20 protein-coding genes and 1 tRNA gene are annotated in these 21,051 nt (G+C 71.1%); 10 read left to right on the top strand and 11 right to left on the bottom strand.

The window, feature by feature from the left end:
* Positions 1–340 precede the first annotated feature (340 nt).
* The 4 genes from ABH925_RS12240 to ABH925_RS12255 form a co-directional block, all read right to left on the bottom strand.
* A complete protein-coding gene (locus ABH925_RS12240) occupies positions 341–1,240 on the bottom strand; it encodes a phosphorothioated DNA-binding restriction endonuclease (RefSeq protein ID WP_370147453.1) in 900 nt (299 codons plus the stop codon).
* 136 nt (positions 1,241–1,376) lie between these two features.
* Complete coding sequence (locus ABH925_RS12245) at positions 1,377–2,309, bottom strand: HNH endonuclease (RefSeq protein WP_370147454.1); 933 nt, start codon at positions 2,307–2,309, stop codon at positions 1,377–1,379.
* Positions 2,310–2,611: 302 nt separating this feature from the next.
* A tRNA-Pro gene (locus ABH925_RS12250) sits at positions 2,612–2,685 on the bottom strand.
* 353 nt (positions 2,686–3,038) lie between these two features.
* Entirely contained in the window at positions 3,039–3,464 is a 426-nt protein-coding gene (locus tag ABH925_RS12255; protein WP_370147455.1) for a nuclear transport factor 2 family protein, read from the bottom strand.
* Positions 3,465–3,593: 129 nt separating this feature from the next.
* Here ABH925_RS12255 and ABH925_RS12260 point away from each other — a divergent pair, with 129 nt between their 5' ends.
* The gene (locus ABH925_RS12260; RefSeq protein ID WP_370147456.1) at positions 3,594–4,508 is read left to right on the top strand and encodes a LysR family transcriptional regulator; all 915 of its coding nucleotides are present in this window, start codon (positions 3,594–3,596) and stop codon (positions 4,506–4,508) included.
* Positions 4,509–4,708: 200 nt separating this feature from the next.
* On the opposite strand, the gene ABH925_RS12265 is transcribed toward ABH925_RS12260, so the two are convergent.
* Complete coding sequence (locus ABH925_RS12265; RefSeq protein ID WP_370147457.1) at positions 4,709–5,653, bottom strand: metallophosphoesterase; 945 nt, start codon at positions 5,651–5,653, stop codon at positions 4,709–4,711.
* Between the two features lie 98 nt (positions 5,654–5,751).
* On the opposite strand from ABH925_RS12265, the gene ABH925_RS12270 reads away from it, so the two are divergent.
* Positions 5,752–6,219, top strand: a complete 468-nt coding sequence (locus tag ABH925_RS12270) for a GatB/YqeY domain-containing protein (protein ID WP_370147458.1) — start codon at positions 5,752–5,754, stop codon at positions 6,217–6,219.
* 265 nt (positions 6,220–6,484) lie between these two features.
* On the opposite strand, the gene ABH925_RS12275 is transcribed toward ABH925_RS12270, so the two are convergent.
* Entirely contained in the window at positions 6,485–8,734 is a 2,250-nt protein-coding gene (locus tag ABH925_RS12275) for a transglycosylase domain-containing protein (RefSeq protein ID WP_370147459.1), read from the bottom strand.
* Between the two features lie 380 nt (positions 8,735–9,114).
* Between ABH925_RS12275 and ABH925_RS12280 the strand changes: the two genes are divergently transcribed.
* A complete protein-coding gene (locus ABH925_RS12280) occupies positions 9,115–9,441 on the top strand; it encodes a WhiB family transcriptional regulator (RefSeq protein ID WP_370147724.1) in 327 nt (108 codons plus the stop codon).
* A 315-nt stretch (positions 9,442–9,756) separates the two neighbouring features.
* Here ABH925_RS12280 and ABH925_RS12285 read toward each other — a convergent pair whose 3' ends face one another.
* Complete coding sequence (locus ABH925_RS12285; RefSeq protein WP_370147460.1) at positions 9,757–10,959, bottom strand: ArsA family ATPase; 1,203 nt, start codon at positions 10,957–10,959, stop codon at positions 9,757–9,759.
* Positions 10,956–12,011: an ArsA-related P-loop ATPase gene (locus ABH925_RS12290; RefSeq protein ID WP_370147462.1), complete on the bottom strand. Its 1,056-nt coding sequence runs from the start codon at positions 12,009–12,011 to the stop codon at positions 10,956–10,958. Before ABH925_RS12290 ends, ABH925_RS12285 begins: the two co-directional genes overlap by 4 nt.
* Positions 12,012–12,227: 216 nt before the next feature.
* Between ABH925_RS12290 and ABH925_RS12295 the strand changes: the two genes are divergently transcribed.
* From ABH925_RS12295 to ABH925_RS12310, 4 genes are all read left to right on the top strand, one after another.
* Positions 12,228–12,386: a DUF4177 domain-containing protein gene (locus ABH925_RS12295; protein ID WP_095874066.1), complete on the top strand. Its 159-nt coding sequence runs from the start codon at positions 12,228–12,230 to the stop codon at positions 12,384–12,386.
* Positions 12,386–12,862, top strand: a complete 477-nt coding sequence (locus ABH925_RS12300; protein ID WP_370147464.1) for a RidA family protein — start codon at positions 12,386–12,388, stop codon at positions 12,860–12,862. Before ABH925_RS12295 ends, ABH925_RS12300 begins: the two co-directional genes overlap by 1 nt.
* 153 nt (positions 12,863–13,015) lie before the next feature.
* Positions 13,016–13,873: an NUDIX hydrolase gene (locus tag ABH925_RS12305; protein WP_370147465.1), complete on the top strand. Its 858-nt coding sequence runs from the start codon at positions 13,016–13,018 to the stop codon at positions 13,871–13,873.
* On the top strand, positions 13,870–14,664 hold the full coding sequence (locus ABH925_RS12310) for an MBL fold metallo-hydrolase (RefSeq protein WP_370147466.1): 795 nt from the start codon (positions 13,870–13,872) through the stop codon (positions 14,662–14,664). The genes ABH925_RS12305 and ABH925_RS12310 overlap by 4 nt, the downstream gene beginning before the upstream one ends.
* A 146-nt stretch (positions 14,665–14,810) precedes the next feature.
* Here ABH925_RS12310 and ABH925_RS12315 read toward each other — a convergent pair whose 3' ends face one another.
* The 3 genes from ABH925_RS12315 to ABH925_RS12325 all read right to left on the bottom strand — a co-directional run bounded on the left by ABH925_RS12315 (position 14,811) and on the right by ABH925_RS12325 (position 17,772).
* Entirely contained in the window at positions 14,811–15,485 is a 675-nt protein-coding gene (locus ABH925_RS12315; protein ID WP_370147467.1) for a Crp/Fnr family transcriptional regulator, read from the bottom strand.
* A gap of 145 nt (positions 15,486–15,630) precedes the next feature.
* Positions 15,631–17,070, bottom strand: a complete 1,440-nt coding sequence (locus tag ABH925_RS12320) for a glycoside hydrolase family 26 protein (RefSeq protein ID WP_370147469.1) — start codon at positions 17,068–17,070, stop codon at positions 15,631–15,633.
* 99 nt (positions 17,071–17,169) lie between these two features.
* Positions 17,170–17,772: an HhH-GPD-type base excision DNA repair protein gene (locus ABH925_RS12325; RefSeq protein ID WP_370147470.1), complete on the bottom strand. Its 603-nt coding sequence runs from the start codon at positions 17,770–17,772 to the stop codon at positions 17,170–17,172.
* 155 nt (positions 17,773–17,927) lie between these two features.
* Between ABH925_RS12325 and nth the strand changes: the two genes are divergently transcribed.
* The 3 genes from nth to ABH925_RS12340 all read left to right on the top strand — a co-directional run bounded on the left by nth (position 17,928) and on the right by ABH925_RS12340 (position 21,036).
* Complete coding sequence (gene nth / locus ABH925_RS12330) at positions 17,928–18,770, top strand: endonuclease III (protein WP_370147471.1); 843 nt, start codon at positions 17,928–17,930, stop codon at positions 18,768–18,770.
* Positions 18,771–18,772: 2 nt separating this feature from the next.
* Complete coding sequence (locus tag ABH925_RS12335) at positions 18,773–19,717, top strand: CoA pyrophosphatase (protein ID WP_370147472.1); 945 nt, start codon at positions 18,773–18,775, stop codon at positions 19,715–19,717.
* 140 nt (positions 19,718–19,857) lie between these two features.
* On the top strand, positions 19,858–21,036 hold the full coding sequence (locus ABH925_RS12340) for a MarP family serine protease (protein ID WP_370147473.1): 1,179 nt from the start codon (positions 19,858–19,860) through the stop codon (positions 21,034–21,036).
* Positions 21,037–21,051 lie beyond the last annotated feature (15 nt).

Below are 21,051 nucleotides of genomic sequence, written 5' to 3' on the forward strand. Positions count from 1 at the left end.
CCGCTGAGTAGTACTTGTGCACCATCGGTGCCATCTCTTCCTCTGAATCCACGAGATCCAGTGTCCGTGATGTCCACCGATTGGGGGGAAGCCCCCACGCCCGTCTCTGCGGAAGTTCGTGATGTTGAAGGCCGCAGGGTTGCAGGTCAAGAGCCACGAGGACATCAAGTCTCCCCACTTGAGCAACGATGCTCGGGTGTTCGGTGTTCGAACACTACGTCACTAGTGTGGCGCTGGTGATCGCATGGCTGGGAGTTGGCGATTCGAGATCAAACGCCACGATCGCTGCCTTGCACGCCCTATCTCCAGCTTCCTTACCCACTTGAACGGGAGAGGTGGACTACCGCTCCACCCTGACCCGTGGAGCGCCGTGGAAGACCTGGCTGGTGTGCCATGCGCGGTGGTGCGCCGAGATCGGGCTTATCCCGGGCTGCGGTCCGGTGAGCGGTTGATCGGTGAGCGACAGCACCTGCGTGACGGCGGTCGGACTGCGGCTGACGAACTGTTGGGAGACCATGATGCGGTGCTCGGCGTTGAGGCCGAGGACACCCTTGTCGAAGAGCTTGTGGTGGAGCGAGCACAGACAAAGAGCGTTGTCGATCTCGTCCGGGCCTTCGAACGCCCACCAGCGCACGTGGGCAGCTTCCAGTCCGACTGGCATAGTCCCGATGCGGCCGTCGTAACCGCAGAAGGCACACTGGTACTCGTAGGCGGTCAGTACCAGCTCCCGCATCCGTCCGTCCCGCCGCCGGCGCCCGGCCATGTGCGGTCGTAGCGGCGTCTCGGTCAGTTCCAGCTCCAGGCCCACCGCGTCGCACAGTTCACCGTGGAGTGAAGGTGGGAAGTGCAGGTCCAGGAGGACCCTCGCCAGGCGCCCGAGCAGGAAAGGGTCGCGCCGGATGGCCGATCTCAAGTCTGCGGCGAGCCGACCCTTCGCGCCGGTGGCGCGCAGTTCGAGGACCCCGCTGCCGGGGCTGCCGGGACCGCTATTCGTGTCCACCTCCCAGACGCCGTCGCTCTGCAGGTGGTGGAACGGGTAGGCGGGAGTCGTGCGGTTTGTCGGGCCGTACTCGGTGAGCAATTGCTTCAGGTCCTGCTCCACCGCGCTGTAGGCCAGTTCGCCGTCGGGGTCCCGCTGGAAACAGCCAAGCGCGTAGAGGAACAACAGAGGCTTGTGCGGAGCCCGGACCCCGTTCCCGGTCCACTGCCTCAACCGCGCGGCGCGCTCCAGCCAGTCCATAGCCGGCGAGCATATCCCCGGGCAAACCCTGTCAGTGGCCCGGCCGTTGGAGACGGCGATTGCGGTGGGAGTAGTGCAGGACGCTGACCCTCATGGATGCAGCGTGACCAGGAGTGGAGCAGAAGGCCGCTGCTGGTCAGGCGGTGCTGGTGCGGTGCAGGGCCCAGTGGTCTGCCAGCCATGCCCGCTGGCCCCTGGAGAGGCGGACGGCCACGGGTGCTCCGTGCAGTCCCGCGTACAGCGGGAAGTTCCGCACCTGCGGCACGACGTCCAGGACCAGGGGCTGCGGGTCCACCGCGAGGTACCCCAGGTCGAACAGGCTGTGGACGTCCCGGCGCAGCAGCAGGCCGCCGTCCTGGTCGTGCTGGGCAAGGGAGGCATAGCTGTACAGGTGCGCCGCCTCCAGGGCAGCGGCCGGGGCTGGCCCGGTGAACGCGCAGACCTCGCCCTGCTCGGCCAGGAGCCGTCGGCGGAACTGGCCCTGCCCGATCCGGGCCCGGGTGGTGGCCAGGCGGTGCCCGCCGACGATCTGGGCCAGGGTGTTCTCGACGATGCTCGTCGGCACGCCCGCGCCGGCGTCCTCCAGTGCAGTGCGCAGCCGGTCCCAGCGCATCGGGCGCAAGCTGTGCTGTGAGTCGGGCGAGTCGCACAGGGCACGCAGGGTGGGACCGTCGACGGCGCCGGCCAGGTCAACCCATGCGGCCTCGTGGTCCGACCGATAGGTCGTCACCGGCGTCGGTGTGGTGACGGGCCGGTCGAACTCCGCCCCGCAGTCGCAGCGGTAGACCGGCCGCCTGGTCTTGCGCCGTTTGATGTCCGCCTTCCCGCATACCGGGCAGGAGTACCGGTCCTTGACCGCGTTGCCCACAGTGATCGAGTCGATCACGGACACCCCCAGCAGCGCCCGCTTGTCCCACAGGGCGATCACGTCCCCCGCCGCCAGCCTGGCGTGGTTCGGCACCGTGCTGTCCCAGCTGTAGTGCCTGTCCGGCTGGTCGTCGTAACCCCCGTTGCTCCCGTGCGTCCGATCGTCGTCCTCGACCGCCAGTACTAGCCATCCCGAGCCCATAGCGCCCCCAATCCCGCCGCGCGGCACTACGCCTGCGCCACCGGCCCCACAACCTAGCCGCCGGGCGCGGCATTCCCACAGCACAACTGCAAGAGGCCTGCCCTGAACAGCCCTCATGCCAACCTGAACAATCCCGCTGCTTGAAGAAGCCTAGGAGACCACCCATGGAGTGCTGCGCCGAGTTCATCGACGGCGACTGGATCTACCTTGGAGAGCTGAGCGAAAGCCCGACGGTTCCCCGTTCGGCTCCCGGGAACGAGCAGGGCCCCTGTCGATGATCTCGACAGGGGCCCTGACCTGGGTCGGGGTGGCGGGATTTGAACCCACGGCCTCTTCGTCCCGAACGAAGCGCGCTACCAAGCTGCGCCACACCCCGGTGCAACGAGGATTACTCTAGCGGACCCGAGCCGTGGGACGAAATCCGGTTTCGGCTGGGGCGTGGGAGGTGGTGCTGGTCAGGGGTGGGGGAGGGGTGAGCGAGCGGCGTCCGGGGGCTGGCCGGTGTGCCGTCGGCGTCCGGCGGAGGAGCGGACGGGTGAGGTGGGTGCCGGGCGGGCATCGGGGGCCCGGGTTCCCGGGGTGGGATGGCTGGGTGCCGGTGGCTGGGCTGGGGCGGTGGGAATGGCCGGTCCGTGCTCCGGCGGTGCGGGGAGCCGTGGGGTGGGGAATTCCGCGGCGCGATCGGCGGCGCTGGTGGGGTGGAATTCCTGCGGTGCGGGACTCGGGCGGTCAGGCGGCGGGGAAGAGGACGGTGCGGGCGTGGTCGGTGTCGAAGTACTCGCGGACGGAGGTGATCAGCCCGTCGCGGACCGTGAAGACGCCGATGCAGTGCTGGTCGTAGCGGCCGCCGCCGATCACGCCGGCGTGGGACTCCCACTCCACCACCACCGTGTCCCCGGCGGCGATCAGGCTGGTGGTGACCAGGTCCAGGTCGGTGGCGTCGATCCGGGCGAAGGCCAGGCCGAGGAAGTCCTCGAAGATCCCCTTGTGGCCGTGCCAGGTGCCGGACATCGGCAGGCTGCCGATCAGCGTCCAGCTCGCGTCCGTGGCGAACAGCGCCTTCGCGTCCTCGATGCGGCCTCCGGCGATCGCGTCGACGTAGTTCCGCACGACGGTTTCGACTGCAGCGGTCCGGCTGATTTCCGTGGTGTTCATTTCTCGCCCCTTGTGTCATCCATTTCTGCCGACATCAGGAAATCTATCGAGGGGTGCACGGTGGAGGGAAAGACCTGTTTCTCATCCGTCCATGCCGTCACGGCATGACCGCGCGCCTAGGATGGGCGCATGTCGGAGCTGCGTCGCCTGCGTTACTTCCTCGCCGTCGCCGAGGAGCGGAACTTCACTCGCGCCGCCGAGCGGCTGCACATCGCCCAGCCCGCTCTGAGCCGCCAGGTTCGGGAGTTGGAGCGGGAGTTGGGGGTGGAGCTGCTGAGCCGTACCACCCACAAGGTGGAGCCCACCGAGGCCGGGCGGATGCTGATGGAGCGTGGTCCGGCGCTGCTGGAGGCCGCGGACAGCCTCTGGCGCGGCGTGCGGGCCTTCGCGGACGGCCGGCTCGGGAGTGTCAGCCTCGGCTACGGCATGAGCGCGGGCTATGACACGGCCCCGCAGCTGCTGCTCGCCATGAGCGAGGAGGCGCCGGGGATCGAGGTGTCGGCACGGGTGATGTCCTTCACCGACATCGTCAACGGGGTCGCCGCCGGAACCCTGGACGTCGGGCTGGTGCGCTGTGCTCCGCCGCAGCAGGAGCTGGCGCTCACGCTGCTGAGGCTGGAGCGCCAGGGCGTGATCGTCGGCCGCGACCACCCGCTGGCGCAGGGGTCCGCCACGTCGGTGAACCCCGCCGACCTGGACGGTCTGAAGCTGCTGCTCCACGCCAGGGACCACAACCCCGGCCACTACGACCAGCTGATGGACATCTGCGCGCAGGCCGGGGCCAAGCCCGAGGTTCTGGTCCGTGGACTCGACTTCGACGCCTCCTACACCCCGGTCGCCTCGGGTGCGGCGGTCACCATCGTCGGCGAGACCGGTCGGGTCGGGCTTCCGGCCGGCCTGGTCTGGCTGCCGCTGGAGCCGGCCGCGGCGGTCGAGGTGCACCTGATCACGCGCGGGCTGAACCGGTCGCCGGCGATCGAGCGCCTGCTGAAGGTCGCGGTGGACACCGCTGGCCAGCACGGCTGGCTGCGGCCGCAGGGCTGAGCCGCTCGGAACTGAGCCGCTCGGCGCTGAGCCGCGCGGAGGGGATCGGGGATTCCGGTGCTGGGCGGGGTGCGTCTGGCGACCGCCGGTGTGTTCGCCGACCGCGGGCGGGCTTGGCCCGGCGGTGCGGGACCCGGTCGCCCCGACCGGCCCGCGCGGGCGGACCGACCGGCGGGGCCGGCCGGTCGGCCCCGCCGGGCTCAGCGTTCGCGGGCGGTGAGGGTGAGCAGGGTGGCCTCGGGCGGGCAGGCGAAGCGGATCGGGGTGTAGCGGTTGGTGCCGCAGCCGGCCGAGACGTGCAGGTACGAGCGCTGGCCGCCGGCCGAGTGGCGGGAGAGGCCCTTGACCCGGCGTCGGTCGATGTCGCAGTTGGTCACCAGCGCACCGTAGAACGGGACGCACAGCTGCCCGCCGTGCGTGTGGCCTGCCAGCACCAGTGGGTAGCGGTCGGCCGTGAACGCGTCCAGCACCCGCAGGTACGGTGCGTGGACCACGCCGATCGAGACGTCGGCGGCCTGGTCGGGCCCGCCCGCGATCTCCGCGTAGCGGTCGCGGCGGATGTGCGGGTCGTCCACGCCGGCGAAGTCCAGGTCCAGGTCCTCGATCTTGAGCCGGCCGCGGGCGTTGGTGAGGTTCAGCCAGCCCGCCCGGTCGAAGCCGTCGCGCAGTTCCTCCCACGGGTTGTGGATCGCGCCGGTGACGCCGCGCCGGGCGGTCCCGTCCGCGCGGTTCATGCCGTGGTCGCCGGTCAGCATCGCGCCGAGGTAGCGGGTGGGGCTCTTCGGTACCGGGCCGTAGTAGTCGTTCGAGCCGAAGACGTAGGCGCCGGGGAAGTCCAGCAGCGGCCCGAGAGCGTCCAGGGTCTGCGGGACGGCCTCCGGGTCGGAGAGGTTGTCGCCGGTGTTGATCACCAGGTCGGGCCGGAGCGCGGCGAGGTCGCGCAGCCACTGCTGCTTCTTGCCCTGGCCGTTGACCATGTGAATGTCCGACAGCTGCAGTACCCGCAGCGGCCGCGCCCCGACGGGCAGCACCGGGACGCTGACCCGGCGCAGCCGGAACGACCGCACCTCGTATCCGGCGGCATAGGCCACGCAAGCCGCGCCGGTCGCGGCGATTCCCAGGGGTACGGCGTAGAGCGGTCGCATTGCACCATCGTCGCAGAGTGGGTGCGGGAGGGTTGATGGCGGGCCGGGGGCGGGTTAATGGCGGGCACGGCGATACCTGGGATGCGAGACTTGCGCCCATGACCACGACGCTCAAGAAGCAGCTGCAGGAGGACCTCACGGCCTCGATCCGGGCCAGGGACGAACTGCGCTCCGGCACCATCCGGCTCACCCTGTCGGCGATCACCAACGAGGAGGTGGCCGGCAAGGTGGCGCGCCAGCTCTCCGACGAGGAGGTGCTCAAGGTGATCACCCGCGAGGCCAAGAAGCGCCGGGAGGCGGCTGAGGCCTTCGAGCAGGGCGGTCGCCCGGAGTCGGCGGCGCGGGAGCGCGCGGAGGGCGAGATCCTGGCCGCGTACCTGCCCAAGCAGCTGACCGACGACGAGCTGACCGCGATCGTCGCGGAGGCGGTCGCGACCGCGAAGGCGGACGGGGCCGAGGGGCCGCGGGCGATGGGTGCGGTCATGAAGCTGGTGAACCCGAAGGTCGCCGGGCTGGCCGAGGGCGGCCGGGTGGCCGCCGCGGTGAAGCAGGCCCTGGCGGGGTAGGGCCTCCGCCTCCGCCCGGAGCGGGAAGCCCGGGGGACGGCGCACGGGCCGCGCGGCGCCCGCCCTTCGGTGCGGCGCAGCGGCGCGTACGGACGGAACCTGACGCACGCGGCGCGATGCATGGGGCTCGTACGGACGGATGTGCCGCACGCGGCGCGGTGCGCGCGGGGTGGGTGCGGATGAGACGGGAGGGGCGTGGGGCCGGGTTCATCGAACCTGGCCCCGCGCCCCTCCCGTCTGCTGCTGTGCGAACCTGCCGGCGGCGTCAGTGGCCGCCGGTCTTGCCGCCCTTGCCTCCGCCGGGGCCGCCGATCAGGCCGGCGATGATGCCGCCGCCGGTCGTCGGGTTGCCGGGGCCGCCGTTGGCGCCGCCGGCCGCACCGGCGGTGGCTCCGGCCGTGGCGCCGCCGGTGGTGCCCTTGGCCGGGGTGGCGGCGACGGGCGCCGGCAGCGGGACCGTGTCCAGGTTGATGTTGGAGGCGCCGGACAGCGCCCCGGCCATCGCGTCCTGCCAGATCGGACCGGCCAGCGTGCTGCCGAAGGCGGTGCCGACGTACTGGCCGCCGATGGTCTGGCCGCTGAGCGACTCCAGCGGGGCCTTGGTCTCGCTGACCACGGTGGAGGCGGAGATCTGCTTGGTGAAGCCGGTGAACCAGACCTGCAGGTGCGAGTCGGTGGTACCGGTCTTACCGGCGTCGTCGTAGCCGATGCTGATGTTGTTGGCGGTACCGCCGTCCGAGACCACGCCCTTCAGCATGCTGGTCACGGACTGGGCGGTGGTCTGCGACATCGCCTGGTTGCAGTTGGCCTGGGGCACCGGCAGGCTCTTGTTCGAGCTGGTCATGACCGAGGTGATCGCGGTGGGCGAGCAGTAGAGCCCGTCGGCGGCGAAGGTCGCGTAGACGTTGGCCATCTGCAGCGGGGTCAGGTTGTTGACGCCCAGGGTCAGCGACTGGACCTGCTTGAGCGGGACCAGCTTGCCGGTCTTGCCGTCCATCACGGCGGTGTTGGACAGGCCCAGCTTCTGCGCCATCCGGACCACGTTGCAGAGCCCGGTCTGGGCCTCCAGTGCGACGAAGTAGGTGTTCACCGACTTGGCCATGGCGGTCGGCATGTTGAACGGGCCGTGCAGCGTGACGCTGTCGTTCTGGTCCCCGGAGACCTGAGCTTCCGTCTCCCCGGCGCAGTCCTTCATCTCCGGGTAGTCGTCCTGGTACGGCGAGGCGTAGACCTGGCCCATGCCGATGCCGTTCTCCAGCGCCGCTGCGGCGGTGACCGGCTTGAAGTTGGAGCCGGTCGGGAAGCCGTTGCCGCCGCCCATCGAGCGGTCCACGTTGTAGTTCAGCTCGGTCTGGTGGTCACCGGGGCCGTAGGGGCGGCTCTGGCCCATGGCCAGGATCTTGCCGGTGCCCGGCTGGACCATGGTCATCGCCGTCGCGGCCTTGTCGCTCGCATAGACGTGATTGGTGACCGACTTCTGCAGCGCCGCCTGGTCCTTCGGGTCGATCGTGGTGTGGATCGCCAGGCCGCCCTGGTCCCAGAGCGCCTGCCGCGCCTGCGCGGTGGCGCCGAAGGCCGGGTCGTTGAGGACGATGTGCTGCACGTAGTCGCAGAAGAAGCCCTCGCCGTTCTTCGCGGTGATGCAGCCCTCCTGCGGGCGGCTCACCTTGAGGTTCAGCGGGGTGGCCTTCGCGGCGGTGGCCTGGTCGACGGTGATGGTGCCGTACTTCGCCATGTCGTCGAGGACCTGGTCCCGGCGGGTCTTCGCCGCGATCGGGAACGCGATGGGGTCGTAGCCGGTCGGCGACTGCACCATGCCGGCCAGCAGGGCCGCCTGCGGGATGCTCAGCTGGCTGGCGTGGACGCTGAAGTACCGCTCCGAGGCGGCCTCGATGCCGTAGGCCTGCTCACCGAAGAACGTGATGTTCAGGTAGTCGGTGAGGATCTGGTCCTTCGACAGCGTCTCCTCAAGCTTGATCGCGTACTTCAGCTCCTGGATCTTGCGGCCGAAGGTCTGCCGCTGCGCTTCGAGGACCTTGGCCTGGTCGTTGCCGGCCTCCTCCACGAAGACGTTCTTGACGTACTGCTGGGTCAGCGTCGATCCGCCCTGGGAGACGCCGCTGGAGCCGGCGTTCTTGGTGAGCGCGCGCAGCGTGCCCTTCAGGTCGATCGCGCCGTGCTGGTAGAAGCGGTTGTCCTCGATGTCGACGAGTGCGCTGCGCATGACCGGCGCGATCTGGCTCAGCGGGACCACGGTGCGGTCGCGCGAGTAGACCTTGGCGATCACGCCGCCGTTGGCGTCGAAGATGGTCGAGGCCTCCGACAGCGGGGGCGCGGTGAAGTCGTCCGGGATGTTGTTGAAGTCGCTCGCCGCTGACTTCGCGCTGAGCCCCAGAGCACCGACTGCGGGCAGGCACAACCCCGCGACCAGGGTGCCGGCCAGCACGCTTGCGCCGAGCAGGCGTACACCGAGGCCGACATTGCGGAGGGGGGAACCAGAGCGCTTCGCTGCCATGGGCAGAACCTTACGTGGCCGTTAGCCGGACAGGCGGGCATCTGTTCGCCTACTCTTGTCACAAGCTTGCGACAAGTTGCTGTGCGCTCCCTGATCTCACTCTTGTGGGTGATGAGATCTGTCCGGATCGCGGGCATATGCCAGGAACTCGCGCCGCTGGAACCAGGGAACACAGGTCCCCGAAGCCTGTCCAGCCCTCCTACCTGCGGTCACTCCACTGGGTGATCTATTCCGCACGCATAGTCCGAACGGGCCATACAGGATTGGGCCCCAGGGGGCTGTTGCAACCTGCTCTTCTTCCGTAACGTCCTCAACTGGCAACAGCGAATATGCCGTTGCCGCCGTGGGGGAGCCTCGATTCGGGAGAGGACGGCACCAGCATGGGCTGGGTTGACGACTGGAGTGCGCAGGCTGCCTGCCGCACCAGTGATCCGGACGAACTGTTCGTTCAGGGGGCGGCGCAGAACCGCGCCAAGGCAGTGTGCACCGGGTGCCCGGTGCGGACGGAATGCCTGGCAGATGCCCTCGACAACCGCGTGGAGTTCGGCGTGTGGGGGGGGATGACGGAGCGCGAGCGCAGAGCCCTGCTCCGTCGTCGGCCCACGGTGATCTCCTGGCGGAAGCTACTGGAGACCGCGCGGACCGAGTACGAACAGACGTTCTCGATCGCGGATCTCACCGCTGCGGACTTCGCCGAGGCGGGCTGAATCTCCGCGGGGGCGAACTGGGAACGAAGTTGACGTAGTAGGCGCGGTCGACGCAGATAGTTGACGCGAGCACGTCCCGCGCGATCCGGCCATCGGTGCGGAGGGTTCACCTCTGGTGAGTTCGCCGCACGTTGAGTTTGGTCAGGCCGGACCCGCGGGCCGCTCCGGCCTGCGCGCTGGAGCGCTGCACCGGGTCGCTGTGATGGACCGGGTCGCTGTGCTGGACCGCTGCACCGTTCTGGACCGCTGCACCGGACTGCCGTGCTACGCGGCGGACCCCGTGCTGCGCCGCAGGCCCCGTGCTCACCCCGGTGGTCAGCCTGCCCCGAGCCGCTCCCCGATCTCGCGCAGACCCTCCAGGTCGTGCACGTCTCCGGCCAGCGCCGGCACCTCCACCACCGGCACGTCCGGATACACCGAGACGAACCGGTCGCGCATCCGCCGCTCGTGCGTGATCGTCCGCATCCGGTCGGCGTGCAGCCGCAGCAGCCCCGCCGCGAGCAGCTCCGACTCCGGCGCGAGGGCGGTGGTGTCTGCCTCGTCGTCAGACGTGTCGGTGCTCTCCAGGGTCTCCGCCGCCGCCAGCGCCCGTTCGGCGGTCAGCTGCGGAGCGCCGGTCCGGTGCACCCGGTTCAGCACCAGGCCGGCCAGCGGCATCCGGTCGGTCTCCAGCCGGTCCACGAAGTAGGCCGCCTCGCGCAGTGCGTCCCGCTCCGGTGCCGCCACCACCAGGAACGCCGTCCCGGGGGCCTGCAGCAACTGGTAGGTGCGGTCCGCGCGCTCGCGGAAGCCCCCGAACATCGAGTCCATGGCCGCGACGAAGGTCGAGGCGTCGCGCAGCACGTTCGCCCCGAGGACCTTGCTGAGGACGCCGGTGAACATGGTCATCCCCACGTTCAGGAACCGCATCGCGCTGCGCCCGCCGACCTTCGCCGGCGCCATCAGTACCCGGATCAGCGTCCCGTCGAGGAAGGAGCCGAGCCGGTTGGGGGCGTCCAGGAAGTCCAGGGCGGAGCGGCTCGGCGGGGTGTCCACCACGATCAGGTCCCAGTCGCCGCTGGCCTGGAGCTGGCCCAGCTTCTCCATCGCCATGTACTCCTGGGTGCCCGCGAAGCCCGAGGACAGCGATTGGTAGAACGGGTTCTCCATGATCTGCCGGGCCCGTTCCGGGTCCGCGTGGGCGAGCACGACCTCGTCGAAGGTCCGCTTCATATCCAGCATCATCGCCTGCAGCTCGCCGCCGCCCTGCGCCGAGGAGATGCCCTTGACCAGGCGCGGGGTGTTGTCCAGCTCGGTCAGGCCCATCGACTGCGCCAGCCGTCGGGCCGGGTCGATGGTCAGCACGACCACCTTCCGTCCGCGCTCGGCGGCGCGCAGCCCGAGCGCCGCGGCCGTGGTGGTCTTGCCGACCCCGCCCGAGCCGCAGCAGACGATGATCGCCGTCGCCGGGTCGTCGATCAGCGCGTCCACGTCCAGCCGGACGGCGGCCAGCGGGTCGTCGTTCTTCGCCGTGGTCACGCGGCCCCCTCCTCCTTGAGCACCGCCGCCAGACGGTACAGCCCGCTCAGGTCCACCCCGCCGCTGAGCAGCGGCAGTTCGTACGTCGGCAGGTCCAGCGCGAGGACGTCGGTGCGCTGCTCGCGCTCCAGCAGCACTCGCGCGGCATGCTCCCGGCCCTGTTCCAGCAGCGGCTCGACCAGCTTCCTGGTCGCCGCGGGCACGGTCTTCCTGGCCCGGCTGCCGGGACGGGCGCCCACGCCCGCCTCGGCCAGCAGCAGGCCCAGCTCCTCACGGTGATCGTCCCCGTCGGCGGCGAGGACCGCGGCCTCGTCCAGCATCGGCGGACGCACCATGGTGACGAACACCCCGCCGACCGGCAGCCCGGCGGCGCGCAGCTCGGCCACGCCGTCCACGGTCTCCTGCACCGGCATCTCCTCCAGCAGCGTCACCAGGTGGACCGCGGTCTCCGGGGACTGGATCACCCGCATGACGGCCTGCGACTGGGTGAAGATCGGCCCGAACCTGGCCAGCCCGGCGACCTCGGTGTTGATGTTGAGGAATCGGCTGACCCGCCCGGTCGGCGGCGCGTCCATCACCACCGCGTCGTACACCCGTCGTCCGTCAGGGCCCTTGCGGCGGACCGCCTCGCAGGCCTTGCCGGTCAGCAGGACGTCGCGCAGGCCGGGGGCGATGGTGGTGGCGAAGTCGATGAAGCCGACCTTGCGCAGCGCCTTCCCGGCGCGGCCGAGCTTGTAGAACATCTCCAGGTACTCGAGCAGGGCCTGCTCGATGTCGATGGCGAGCGCGAACACCTCGCCCTCGCGGGCACCCTGCTTGGACATGCTGCGGCCGAGAGCTCCCGGGCCGACACTGGCGACCTTGCGCTCCTCGTAGGGCAGCGCGGAGATGCCGAAGAGCTCGGCGATGCCCTGCCGCTCCTCGACCTCGATCAGCAGGGTGCGCTTGCCCTCGGCGGCGAGCGCCATCGCCAGCGCGGCGGCGACGGTCGTCTTCCCCGTCCCGCCCTTGCCGCTGACGACGTGCAGTCGCACGCCCTCCCAGTCCGGCATGGATGCGTCTCCGTCCGCTGTGTCGTGTCTGCTGTGTCCGGGGCCGACGGGTCTGGTCCGGCGGAATCGATGGAAAGTCGGATGGGCCTTCTGGCGAGCGTAACCAGCAGCCGCGCCGGGTGTCGGGCGTCGCCGGACACGGAGGAGCGGTTTGCACCCCTTTGTGTTGCAGATCACAAGCGGGTGCCCACCCTGGCGAACCGTTAGAGTCCACCCATGACCAAGTGGGAATACGTGACCGTGCCGCTGCTGGTGCACGCGACGAAGCAGATCCTGGACACCTGGGGCGAGGACGGCTGGGAGCTCGTCCAGGTAGTGCCGGGCCCGAACAACCCGGAGCAGCTCGTCGCCTACCTGAAGCGGGAGAAGTCCTGATGGGCGGCCTCGGAAAGGTGGAGGCCAGGCTCGCCGAGCTGGGCCTCGAACTGCCGCCGGTGGCGCCGCCGGTGGCGGTCTACGTCCCGGCCGTGCGCTCGGGCGAGTTCGTCCTGACCTCGGGCCAGCTGCCGATGGTCGGCGGAAAGCTGACCCTGACCGGCAAGGTCGGTGCGGAGGTCACCGCCGAGGAGGCCAAGGCGCAGGCGCGGATCTGCGCGCTGAACGCCCTCGCCGCGGTGAAGTCCGTCATCGGTGACCTGGACCGGATCGAGCAGGTCGTGAAGGTCGTCGGCTTCGTCGCCTCCGCCCCCGACTTCACCGGCCAGCCCGGCGTCGTCAACGGCGCGAGCGAGCTGCTGGGCGAGGTCCTCGGCGCGGCCGGGGTGCATGCTCGCAGCGCGGTCGGTGTCGCGGTGCTGCCGCTGGACGCGCCGGTCGAGGTGGAGATCCAGGTCCGCGTCAGCGGCGAATAACGCAGTCGCGTCAGCGGAGAGTGACACTGTCGCGTAAGCGGCAAATAGCGCACTCGCGTCGGCAGGCAGGGGCGGGGGCTCAGCCCCCGCCCCTGCCTGCCGGGGCCCTGCGTGCTGTGGTTCTGTCGCGGGCCTCCCCGTACCATCCGGGGCATGGGTGATCAGAAGGTTTCGCTGCCGCCGTCCTGGGCCGAGCGCATCGCCGCGCTGCGGAGCGGTGAGCTGACTCCGGTGGAGCCGCGGCTGGCCGCCACGGTGGTGCTGCTCCGGGACACGCCGGAGGGCACCGCGGCGTATCTGCTGCGCCGACGGGCGACGATGGCGTTCGCCGGCGGGATGTACGCGTTCCCGGGCGGGGGAGTCGACCCGCGGGACGGCGCCGTCGCCACCGGGTGGGCCGGGCCGACGGCCGAGGAGTGGGGCGAGCGGCTGGGTTGCGCGCCGGATACGGCGCGGGCCGTGGTCAGCGCGGCGGTGCGGGAGACCTTCGAGGAGTCCGGCGTGCTGCTGGCGGGCGCTGACGAGACGTCGGTGGTCGCGGATGTCAGCGGCGCCGAGTGGCGCGCCGACCGGGCGGCGCTGGAGGCGCACGAGCTGACCTTCGCCGAGTTCCTGACCCGGCGTGGGCTGGTGCTGCGCAGTGACCTGCTGGGCGGCTGGGCCCGCTGGATCACCCCGGAGTTCGAGGAGCGCCGCTACGACACCTGGTTCTTCGTGGCGGCGGTGCCGGACGGGCAGCGGACGGCGGAGGTCCCGGGCGAGGCGGACCGGGTGGAGTGGCTGGCGCCGGGGGCGGCGGTGCGGCGGGCCGAGAGCGGCGAGTTCCTGATGCTGCCGCCGACCATCACCACCCTGCGCGAGCTGGCGCCGCACCCCACCACCACGGACGCGCTGGCGGCGGCCCGGCAGCGGACCGTCTCGCCGATCATGGCCGAGGCCTGGATCGAGGACGGACGGGCCCACGTCACCTGGCCGGGCCATCCGGAACTGACCATGCGGGGCGGGCGATGAGCTCCATCGCCGGCCAGGCCACCGCGCGGGCGTTCTGCGTGCTCGCCCCCAACGCCTCGATGATGACCCTGGACGGCACCAACACCTGGGTGCTGGCCGAGCCGGGTTCCGAGCAGGCCGTGGTGGTCGATCCGGGGCCGTTGGACGAGGGCCATCTGCGCGCGGTGCTCGACCACGTGGAGCAGACCGGGCGCCGGGTCGCGGCGACGCTGCTGACGCACGGCCACCCCGACCACGCCGAGGGCGCGGCCCGCTTCGCGGAGCTGTCCGGCAGCGGTGTCCGCGCGCTCGACCCGGGACTGCGGCTGGGGGACGAGGGGCTGCGGGACGGCCAGGTGCTGGAGATCGGCGGCCTGGAAGTCCGGATCATCGGCACCCCGGGCCACACCTCGGACTCGCTCTGCTTCCAACTGCCCGCCGACCGGGCGGTGCTGACGGGCGACACGGTGCTCGGCCGGGGGACCACCGTGGTGGCCCACCCGGACGGCCGACTGGGCGACTACCTGGACTCGCTCCGCCGGCTGCGCACGCTGGCCGCCGAGCGCCAGGTGTCCACCGTGCTGCCGGGTCACGGCCCGGTGCTGGCCGATGCGCTCGGCACGGTGGAGTACTACCTGGCGCACCGGGCGTCCCGCCTGGCGCAGGTCGAGACGGCGGTGGAGGCCGGGTTCCGCACGCCGACCGACATCGTCGCGCACGTGTACGCGGATGTGGACCGGGCGCTGTGGCCGGCCGCGGAGTGGTCGGTGCGGGCGCAGCTGGACTATCTGGGCGAGCACGGGCTGGTCTGAGCCGCCGGAGAATCTGAGCCGGAGGAGACATCGCACTTCCCCGGTGCGTGAGCGGAAGCCCACGCACCGGGGAAATGCGACGTTCCCGGCGCCAGAACGGCGAAGGCACTCGTACGGGTGACGATGCTCCGCCGGTCGGTCGAGAGTCAGCGCGAGCGACGGGCCAGGCGTTCGACGTCGAGCAGGATGACCGCGCGGGCCTCCAGCCGCAGCCAGCCGCGGCCGGCGAAGTCGGCCAGCGCCTTGTTGACGGTCTCCCGGGAGGCGCCGACGAGCTGCGCCAGCTCCTCCTGGGTGAGGTCGTGCACCACGTGGATGCCCTCGTCGGACTGCACGCCGAAGCGGCGCGACAGGTCCAGCAGGGCCTTGGCCACGCGGCCGGGCACGTCCGAGAACACCAGGTCCGACATCACGTCGTTGGTGCGGCGCAGGCGTCGGGCGATGGCCCGGAGCAGCGAGATCGCCACCTCGGGACGCGTCGTCAGCCACGGCTGCAGGTCGCCGTGGCCCAGGCCCAGCAGCTTCACCTCGGTCAGCGCGGAGGCGGTGGCGGTGCGCGGTCCCGGGTCGAACAGCGACAGCTCGCCGATCATCTCGCTGGGGCCGACCACGGCCAGCATGTTCTCGCGTCCGTCAGCCGAAGTGCGGTGCAGCTTCACCTTGCCCTCGACGATGACGTAGAGCCGGTCGCCGGGGTCGCCCTCGTGGAACAGGGACTCGCCGCGCGCGAGCGTGGTCTCCGTCATGGAGGCACGCAGCTCGGAAGCCTGCTCGTCGTCCAGGGCAGTGAAGAGCGGGGCGCGCCGCAGAACGTCGTCCACTCGGTCCTCCTTGTCGGCCGTGCAGGCTTGAGGTGCGATCCCCATCATGCCCGACCGGGAAACAGTGCGATCAATCACAACAATTGTGGCTCATCGAACCACGCCCTTCGCACGCGGGTGCGTGCGAAGGCACTCACAGGGGTGCTCATCGCCATGATCGGGCATGGCTGGGCGTCGGCACCGGCGTTTCCCGTGAAGTCGCACCCGTCAGTGTCGAGGGCTCGACACAGGGCGAGGCGGAGCGGCGGTGGTGGCACGGCGGCAGCCCCGGGGACAGCGGCACGGGCGCGGCCGAGGCCGGCGGCGTGGGGACCGGCACGGGGACGGGCACGGGCACGGGGATCGGGACGGGCACGGGGACCGGCACGGGCCTCGGAGTGGGCGTCGGGGTCGCTGTCGGCGTCGGAACCGGTGTGGGCGTGGGTACCGGCGTCGGGGTGGGACTGGGCGTGGGCGTGGGTGTCGGGGTGAGCAGGGGGAGCAGCAGGGACCGGTAGACCGTGCTGGCCATCGGGTTCGACGAGCACTCCCACACACCGTGCGGGCAGTAGTCGGTGATGGTCTCGTACAGCGTGTTGTGGGTCGCCATCCACATCAGCATCCGCCGGACGTACTCCGGGTCGTCCCCGTACCGGAACATCCCCCACTCCGGGTAGGAGACCGGCTTGTGGTGCGCCTCGGCGAAGGTGACCTGCTGCTCCAGTCCGTACGGCTGGCTCACGAAGTCGTCGAAGCTCTGCCCGGGGTCCATGTCGTAGCTGTCCATGCCGATCACGTCGGTGACGTCGTCGCCCGGGTAGCACTCGGTCCAGGGGTTGTCGTCCTGGCCCCTGGTGGGGTCGAAGTCGAAGCGGAAGGCCTGGCCGGGGACGCTGCGTATGACGGTGACGATGCGACGCCAGTAGGCCCGCCAGGCGGCCGGATCGGGGTGGCAGCGGCTGGAGTAGGTGTCGCCGTTCATCTCCCAGCCGAGGGTGATCACGGTGTCGGTGGCGCCCAGGGCCACCAGCCGCCGGGCCAGCTCCTGGAAGTGGTCGTCGAAGCCGCCGTCCGCGCCCTGGCTGAGCAGGCTGCGCACGGTGTCGTCGTCCAGGCCGCCCTCGTTGTCCTGCTGCATCGGGACGCCGAGTACCAGCATCCGGTCCGGCCGGGCCAGCCGCCAGCGCGCCCAGGGGCCGAGCAGTTCGACGCTGCCCTCGATGTCGCTCCAGTAGTTGCCCGGCAGGTAGGTGTGCCCGACCTGCACGTCCGGCAGGTGCAGCCAGGACGCGAACTGGACCAGTCGGTCGTCCGACTCGGTGGAGCCGACGAAGGCGCCGGCGGGCACCGGATGGGGTGGCAGTACGGTCGGGTCGTCGTCCCGGCGCGCGGCGGTGCCCCGCGCCGGGTCGCCCGGACCCGAGCTGCCCGGTCCCGAGCTGCCGGGGGCCGAGCCGTCGGGTGCCGAGTCGCTGTGGGGCGGTCGCGACGCGGCTGCCCGATGCGGGCCGACCGGAGTGACCGCCAGGGAGGCGGCGAGCAACGCGGCGGCCAGCAGCGTGACGGCGAGACTCGGCCGGGATGCCAGGCGACGGCGCTGGGACATGGCCCGACCCTATATTGTGACGATTTGTCAGCAGTTGCGGCTCGCCGAAAATGCTCAGTACACCTCCTGTGACGCGACCCGCCGCTCGCCGCCCGCCGGTCAGGCCTTGGACTCCTTGGACTCCTTGGCAGCCTTGGCCGCGCGCTTCGTCTCCTGCTTGTAGGCGCGGACCTTGTCCAGGGACTCCGGGCCGGTGATGTCCGCGACCGAGCGGAAGCTGTCCTTCTCGCCGTACGCCCCGGCCGCCTCCCGCCAGCCCTTGGGCCGCACACCGAACTGTTTGCCGAGCAGGGCCAGGAAGATCTGTGCCTTCTGCTTGCCGAAGCCCGGCAGCTCGACCAGGCGCGCGAGCAGCTCGGCGCCGGTGCCGGCATCCGCCCACACCGCACTCGCGTCGCCGTCGTAGTGCTCGACCAGGTACTGGCACAGCTGCTGCACCCGCTTGGCCATCGAGCCCGGATAGCGGTGCACGGCGGGCTTGTCGGAGAGCACGGCCGCGAACGCCTCGGGGTCGTATCCGGCGATCAGCCTGGCGTCCAGATCGCTGCCGCCGAGGCGCTGCAGCACGGTGTAGGGGCCGGAGAACGCCCACTCCATCGGGACCTGCTGGTCCAGCAGCATGCCGATCAGCGCCGCCAGCGGGCTGCGACTGAGCAGCGCGTCGGCGTCCGGGTTCTGCGCGAGCCGCAGCGTGACGGTCATCGCGTCCTCCTTCTTCGACGGTCCGCGCCCATTCTCCCCGCCTCCGCACGCCCCCGCCCGGCAACGACACCAGCCCGCCGGCCTTCCGCCGCCGCGGCGTGCGCGCTGTGGGATCTGGCGTCGGGGTGTCGGTGGTGGGCCTTAGGCTGGCCGGTATGGCGAAGAGTGGCGATGCGGTGGCTGCTGGTGGGCCGGGGTTGAAGAAGGCGAAGGTGCCGCCTACGCACACGGGCCTGGTGCGGCAGGCGAGGAAGATCAATCGGGCGCTGGCGGAGGTGTATCCGTACGCGCATCCGGAGCTGGACTTCGAGAACCCGTTCGAGCTGCTGGTGGCGACGGTGCTGTCGGCGCAGACGACCGACCTGCGGGTGAACCAGACGACGCCGGCGCTGTTCGCGAAGTACCCGACGCCGCAGGAGATGGCCGAGGCGAACCCCGAGGAGCTGGAGGAGATCATCCGGCCCACCGGGTTCTTCCGGAACAAGGCGAAGGCGCTGCTGGGCCTGTCGGCCGCGCTGCGGGACGACTTCGGGGGTGAGGTGCCGAAGACGCTGGAGCAGCTGGTCACCCTCCCCGGCGTCGGCCGCAAGACCGCCAACGTGGTCCTGGGGAACGTGTTCGGGGTGCCCGGCATCACGGTGGACACGCACTTCGGCCGGCTGGCCCGGCGCTTCGGCTGGACCGAGTCGGAGGATCCGGTGGTGGTCGAGCAGCAGGTCGCGGAGCTGATCCCGAAGAGCGAGTGGACGATGCTGTCGCACCGGGTGGTCTTCCACGGCCGACGGATCTGTCACTCCCGGCGGCCGGCCTGTGGCGCGTGCCCGATCGCCGAGCTGTGCCCCTCCTACGGCGAGGGCGAGATCGACCCGGTGAAGGCCGAGAAGCTGCTGAAGTACGAGAAGGGCGGTCAGCCGGGCCAGCGGTTGAAGCCCCCGGCGGACTACCCGGGCGAGGCGGCGGCCCGGCTCACGGGCGTGTCCGGGAACGGGGAGGGCTGAGCATGACGGCAGCGGAGCAGGGCACGGAGAGCGGCACGGCCGCCGGCGGCGAATCGGCTTCCGCCGGTGACACGGCCAACGCCGGCGCCACCGGCGGCGAAGCCGGGGCGGGGCACGCGGCCGGCGGCGCGGCGGCTGCTCGGGCGGCCCGGGGCGCGGCGGGGGCGGGGCAGATCCGCCGGGACGGTCTGCCGAGCTGGCTGCTCCCGATCCGCGACGCGGCCGAGCGGCTGGAGCCGCAGCAGCTCAGCCGGTTCCTGCCGCCGGCCGAGGGCGGGCGGCGGTCCGCCGTACTGGTGCTGTTCGGTGAGGCCACCGCCGATCAGACCGGCACCGATCAGACCGGCACCGCCCACGCCGGCACCGGTCACGCTGGGGACCGCGTCCCCGCCCAGGCCGGGGACGGCGTTCCGGACCTGCTGCTGATCGAGCGGGCCCGCTCGCTGCGCTCCCACGCCGGGCAGCCCTCCTTCCCCGGCGGCGCCCTGGATCCGGAGGACGGTGACCCGAGCGGTGCCGGACCGGTGAACGCGGCCCTGCGCGAAGCCTGGGAGGAGACCGGGCTCGACCCGGCCGGCGTCCAGGTCTTCGGCGTGCTGCCGGACCTCTACATCCCGGTCAGCAACTTCGTGGTCACCCCGGTGCTGGGCTGGTGGCACACCCCCAGCCCGGTCGGTCCGGGCGACCCCGCCGAGGTGGCGGCCGTGTTCCGGGTGCCGCTCGCCGAGCTGGCCGACCCGGAGCGGCGGGCCAAACTGCGGCACCCCAGCGGGTTCCGCGGCCCGGCCTTCCTGGTGGAGGGACGGCTGGTCTGGGGCTTCACGGCCGGGGTGATCGACAGGATCCTGCACCACAGCGGCCTGGAGCAGCCCTGGGACACCAGCCGCGTGATCGAGTTCTCGGACGAGGCGGCGCTGCTGGCCGGTAACGACCCGAGGCGGTCGTAGACCGGGCATTCGGGAACCGATCCGGCCTGCGGGATCGTGAGAAAAGGTGAGAAGAAGACAAGCCCGCCCCTGACGGGCGGGCTGTCCCCTGTCCCGTGGGAAGGTGGACCGATGCCCCACTACCTGCCCGGGAAGATGCCGTGAACGTTCTCGACATCCTGCTGCTCGCCGCCGCCGTCGGTTTCGCCGTGTCCGGCTACCGGCAGGGCTTCGTCGTGGGCGTGCTCTCGCTGATCGGCTTCCTCGGAGGCGGCCTGATAGCGGTCCAGCTGCTTCCGCTGCTGCTCCAGCACCTTTCGGCGGGAACCGTGTCCTCGGTCGTCGCGGTGATCGTGGTGATCGTCTTCGCCTCGGTCGGGCAGGCCTTCACCACGCACTGGGGCTGGAAGCTGCGCGGCCCGATCGACCGCAGCAGGGCCAGGATCCTGGACGCGGCCGGCGGCGCGGTGGTGAACGTGGTTGCGATGCTGCTGGTGGCCTGGCTGCTGGGCTCCGCGCTGGCGGGCACCTCGCTGCCCACGGTCTCGCACGAGGTACGGACCTCCAAGGTGCTCGGCGGGGTCCAGCAGGCGCTGCCGTCCGACGCGCCGGAATGGTTCTCCGAATTCACCTCGGTGCTGGCCCGCAACGGGTTCCCGCAGGTGTTCAACCCGTTCCAGAACGAGCCGATCACCGACGTCCCGGCCCCCGACCCGGCACTGGCCGGCAGCGCCTCGGTGGTCCAGGCGCACCGCAGCATCGTCAAGGTCCAGGGCACCGCCTCCAGCTGCGGCAAGGTCATCGAGGGCACCGGCTTCGTCTACGCGCCGCAGCGCGTGATGACCAACGCGCACGTGGTCGGCGGCGTCACCGCCCCCACCGTGCAGCTCGGCGACCGGGTGTACGAGGCGAAGGTGGTGCTGTACGACTGGAAGCGGGACATCGCCGTCCTCGACGTCCCCAGCCTGCAGGCCACCCCGCTGGCGTTCGCCGGACAGGCCCAGCCCAGCTCGGACGCGATCGTGGCCGGGTTCCCGGAGAACGGCCCGTTCAACGTCCAGGCCGCCAGGGTCAGGGGACGGCTCCAGGCCAGCGGCCCGGACATCTACCACCGCGGCACGGTCACCCGGGACATCTACGCGATCCGCTCGACGGTCCGCCAGGGCAACTCCGGTGGCCCGCTGCTGACCCCCAGCGGCCAGGTGTACGGGGTGGTCTTCGCGAAGTCGCTCGACGACGCGCAGACCGGCTACGCGCTCACGGTGGACGAGATCCGCAGCGACGCCGACAGCGGGTCGACCGCGACGCAGAGCGTCAACAGCGACGCCTGCGCGCTCTGACGCCTGCGCGCCCTG

Origin of the sequence: Streptacidiphilus sp. EB129 (assembly GCF_041262645.1) — a bacterium.
GTDB lineage: Bacteria > Actinomycetota > Actinomycetes > Streptomycetales > Streptomycetaceae > Streptacidiphilus.

Excerpts from the sequence above, each read along its gene's own strand:
- ABH925_RS12325 (WP_370147470.1), bottom strand. The coding sequence starts at position 17,772 with ATGACCGTCACGCTGCGGCTCGCGCAGAACCCGGACGCCGACGCGCTG.
- ABH925_RS12240 (WP_370147453.1), bottom strand. The coding sequence starts at position 1,240 with ATGGACTGGCTGGAGCGCGCCGCGCGGTTGAGGCAGTGGACCGGGAAC.
- ABH925_RS12310 (WP_370147466.1), top strand. The coding sequence starts at position 13,870 with ATGAGCTCCATCGCCGGCCAGGCCACCGCGCGGGCGTTCTGCGTGCTC.
- ABH925_RS12280 (WP_370147724.1), top strand. The coding sequence starts at position 9,115 with ATGGGCTGGGTTGACGACTGGAGTGCGCAGGCTGCCTGCCGCACCAGT.
- ABH925_RS12335 (WP_370147472.1), top strand. The coding sequence starts at position 18,773 with ATGACGGCAGCGGAGCAGGGCACGGAGAGCGGCACGGCCGCCGGCGGC.
- nth (WP_370147471.1), top strand. The coding sequence starts at position 17,928 with ATGGCGAAGAGTGGCGATGCGGTGGCTGCTGGTGGGCCGGGGTTGAAG.
- ABH925_RS12295 (WP_095874066.1), top strand. The coding sequence starts at position 12,228 with ATGACCAAGTGGGAATACGTGACCGTGCCGCTGCTGGTGCACGCGACG.
- ABH925_RS12300 (WP_370147464.1), top strand. The coding sequence starts at position 12,386 with ATGGGCGGCCTCGGAAAGGTGGAGGCCAGGCTCGCCGAGCTGGGCCTC.
- ABH925_RS12270 (WP_370147458.1), top strand. The coding sequence starts at position 5,752 with ATGACCACGACGCTCAAGAAGCAGCTGCAGGAGGACCTCACGGCCTCG.
- ABH925_RS12290 (WP_370147462.1), bottom strand. The coding sequence starts at position 12,011 with ATGCCGGACTGGGAGGGCGTGCGACTGCACGTCGTCAGCGGCAAGGGC.
- ABH925_RS12305 (WP_370147465.1), top strand. The coding sequence starts at position 13,016 with ATGGGTGATCAGAAGGTTTCGCTGCCGCCGTCCTGGGCCGAGCGCATC.
- ABH925_RS12275 (WP_370147459.1), bottom strand. The coding sequence starts at position 8,734 with ATGGCAGCGAAGCGCTCTGGTTCCCCCCTCCGCAATGTCGGCCTCGGT.
- ABH925_RS12245 (WP_370147454.1), bottom strand. The coding sequence starts at position 2,309 with ATGGGCTCGGGATGGCTAGTACTGGCGGTCGAGGACGACGATCGGACG.
- ABH925_RS12255 (WP_370147455.1), bottom strand. The coding sequence starts at position 3,464 with ATGAACACCACGGAAATCAGCCGGACCGCTGCAGTCGAAACCGTCGTG.
- ABH925_RS12260 (WP_370147456.1), top strand. The coding sequence starts at position 3,594 with ATGTCGGAGCTGCGTCGCCTGCGTTACTTCCTCGCCGTCGCCGAGGAG.
- ABH925_RS12320 (WP_370147469.1), bottom strand. The coding sequence starts at position 17,070 with ATGTCCCAGCGCCGTCGCCTGGCATCCCGGCCGAGTCTCGCCGTCACG.
- ABH925_RS12265 (WP_370147457.1), bottom strand. The coding sequence starts at position 5,653 with ATGCGACCGCTCTACGCCGTACCCCTGGGAATCGCCGCGACCGGCGCG.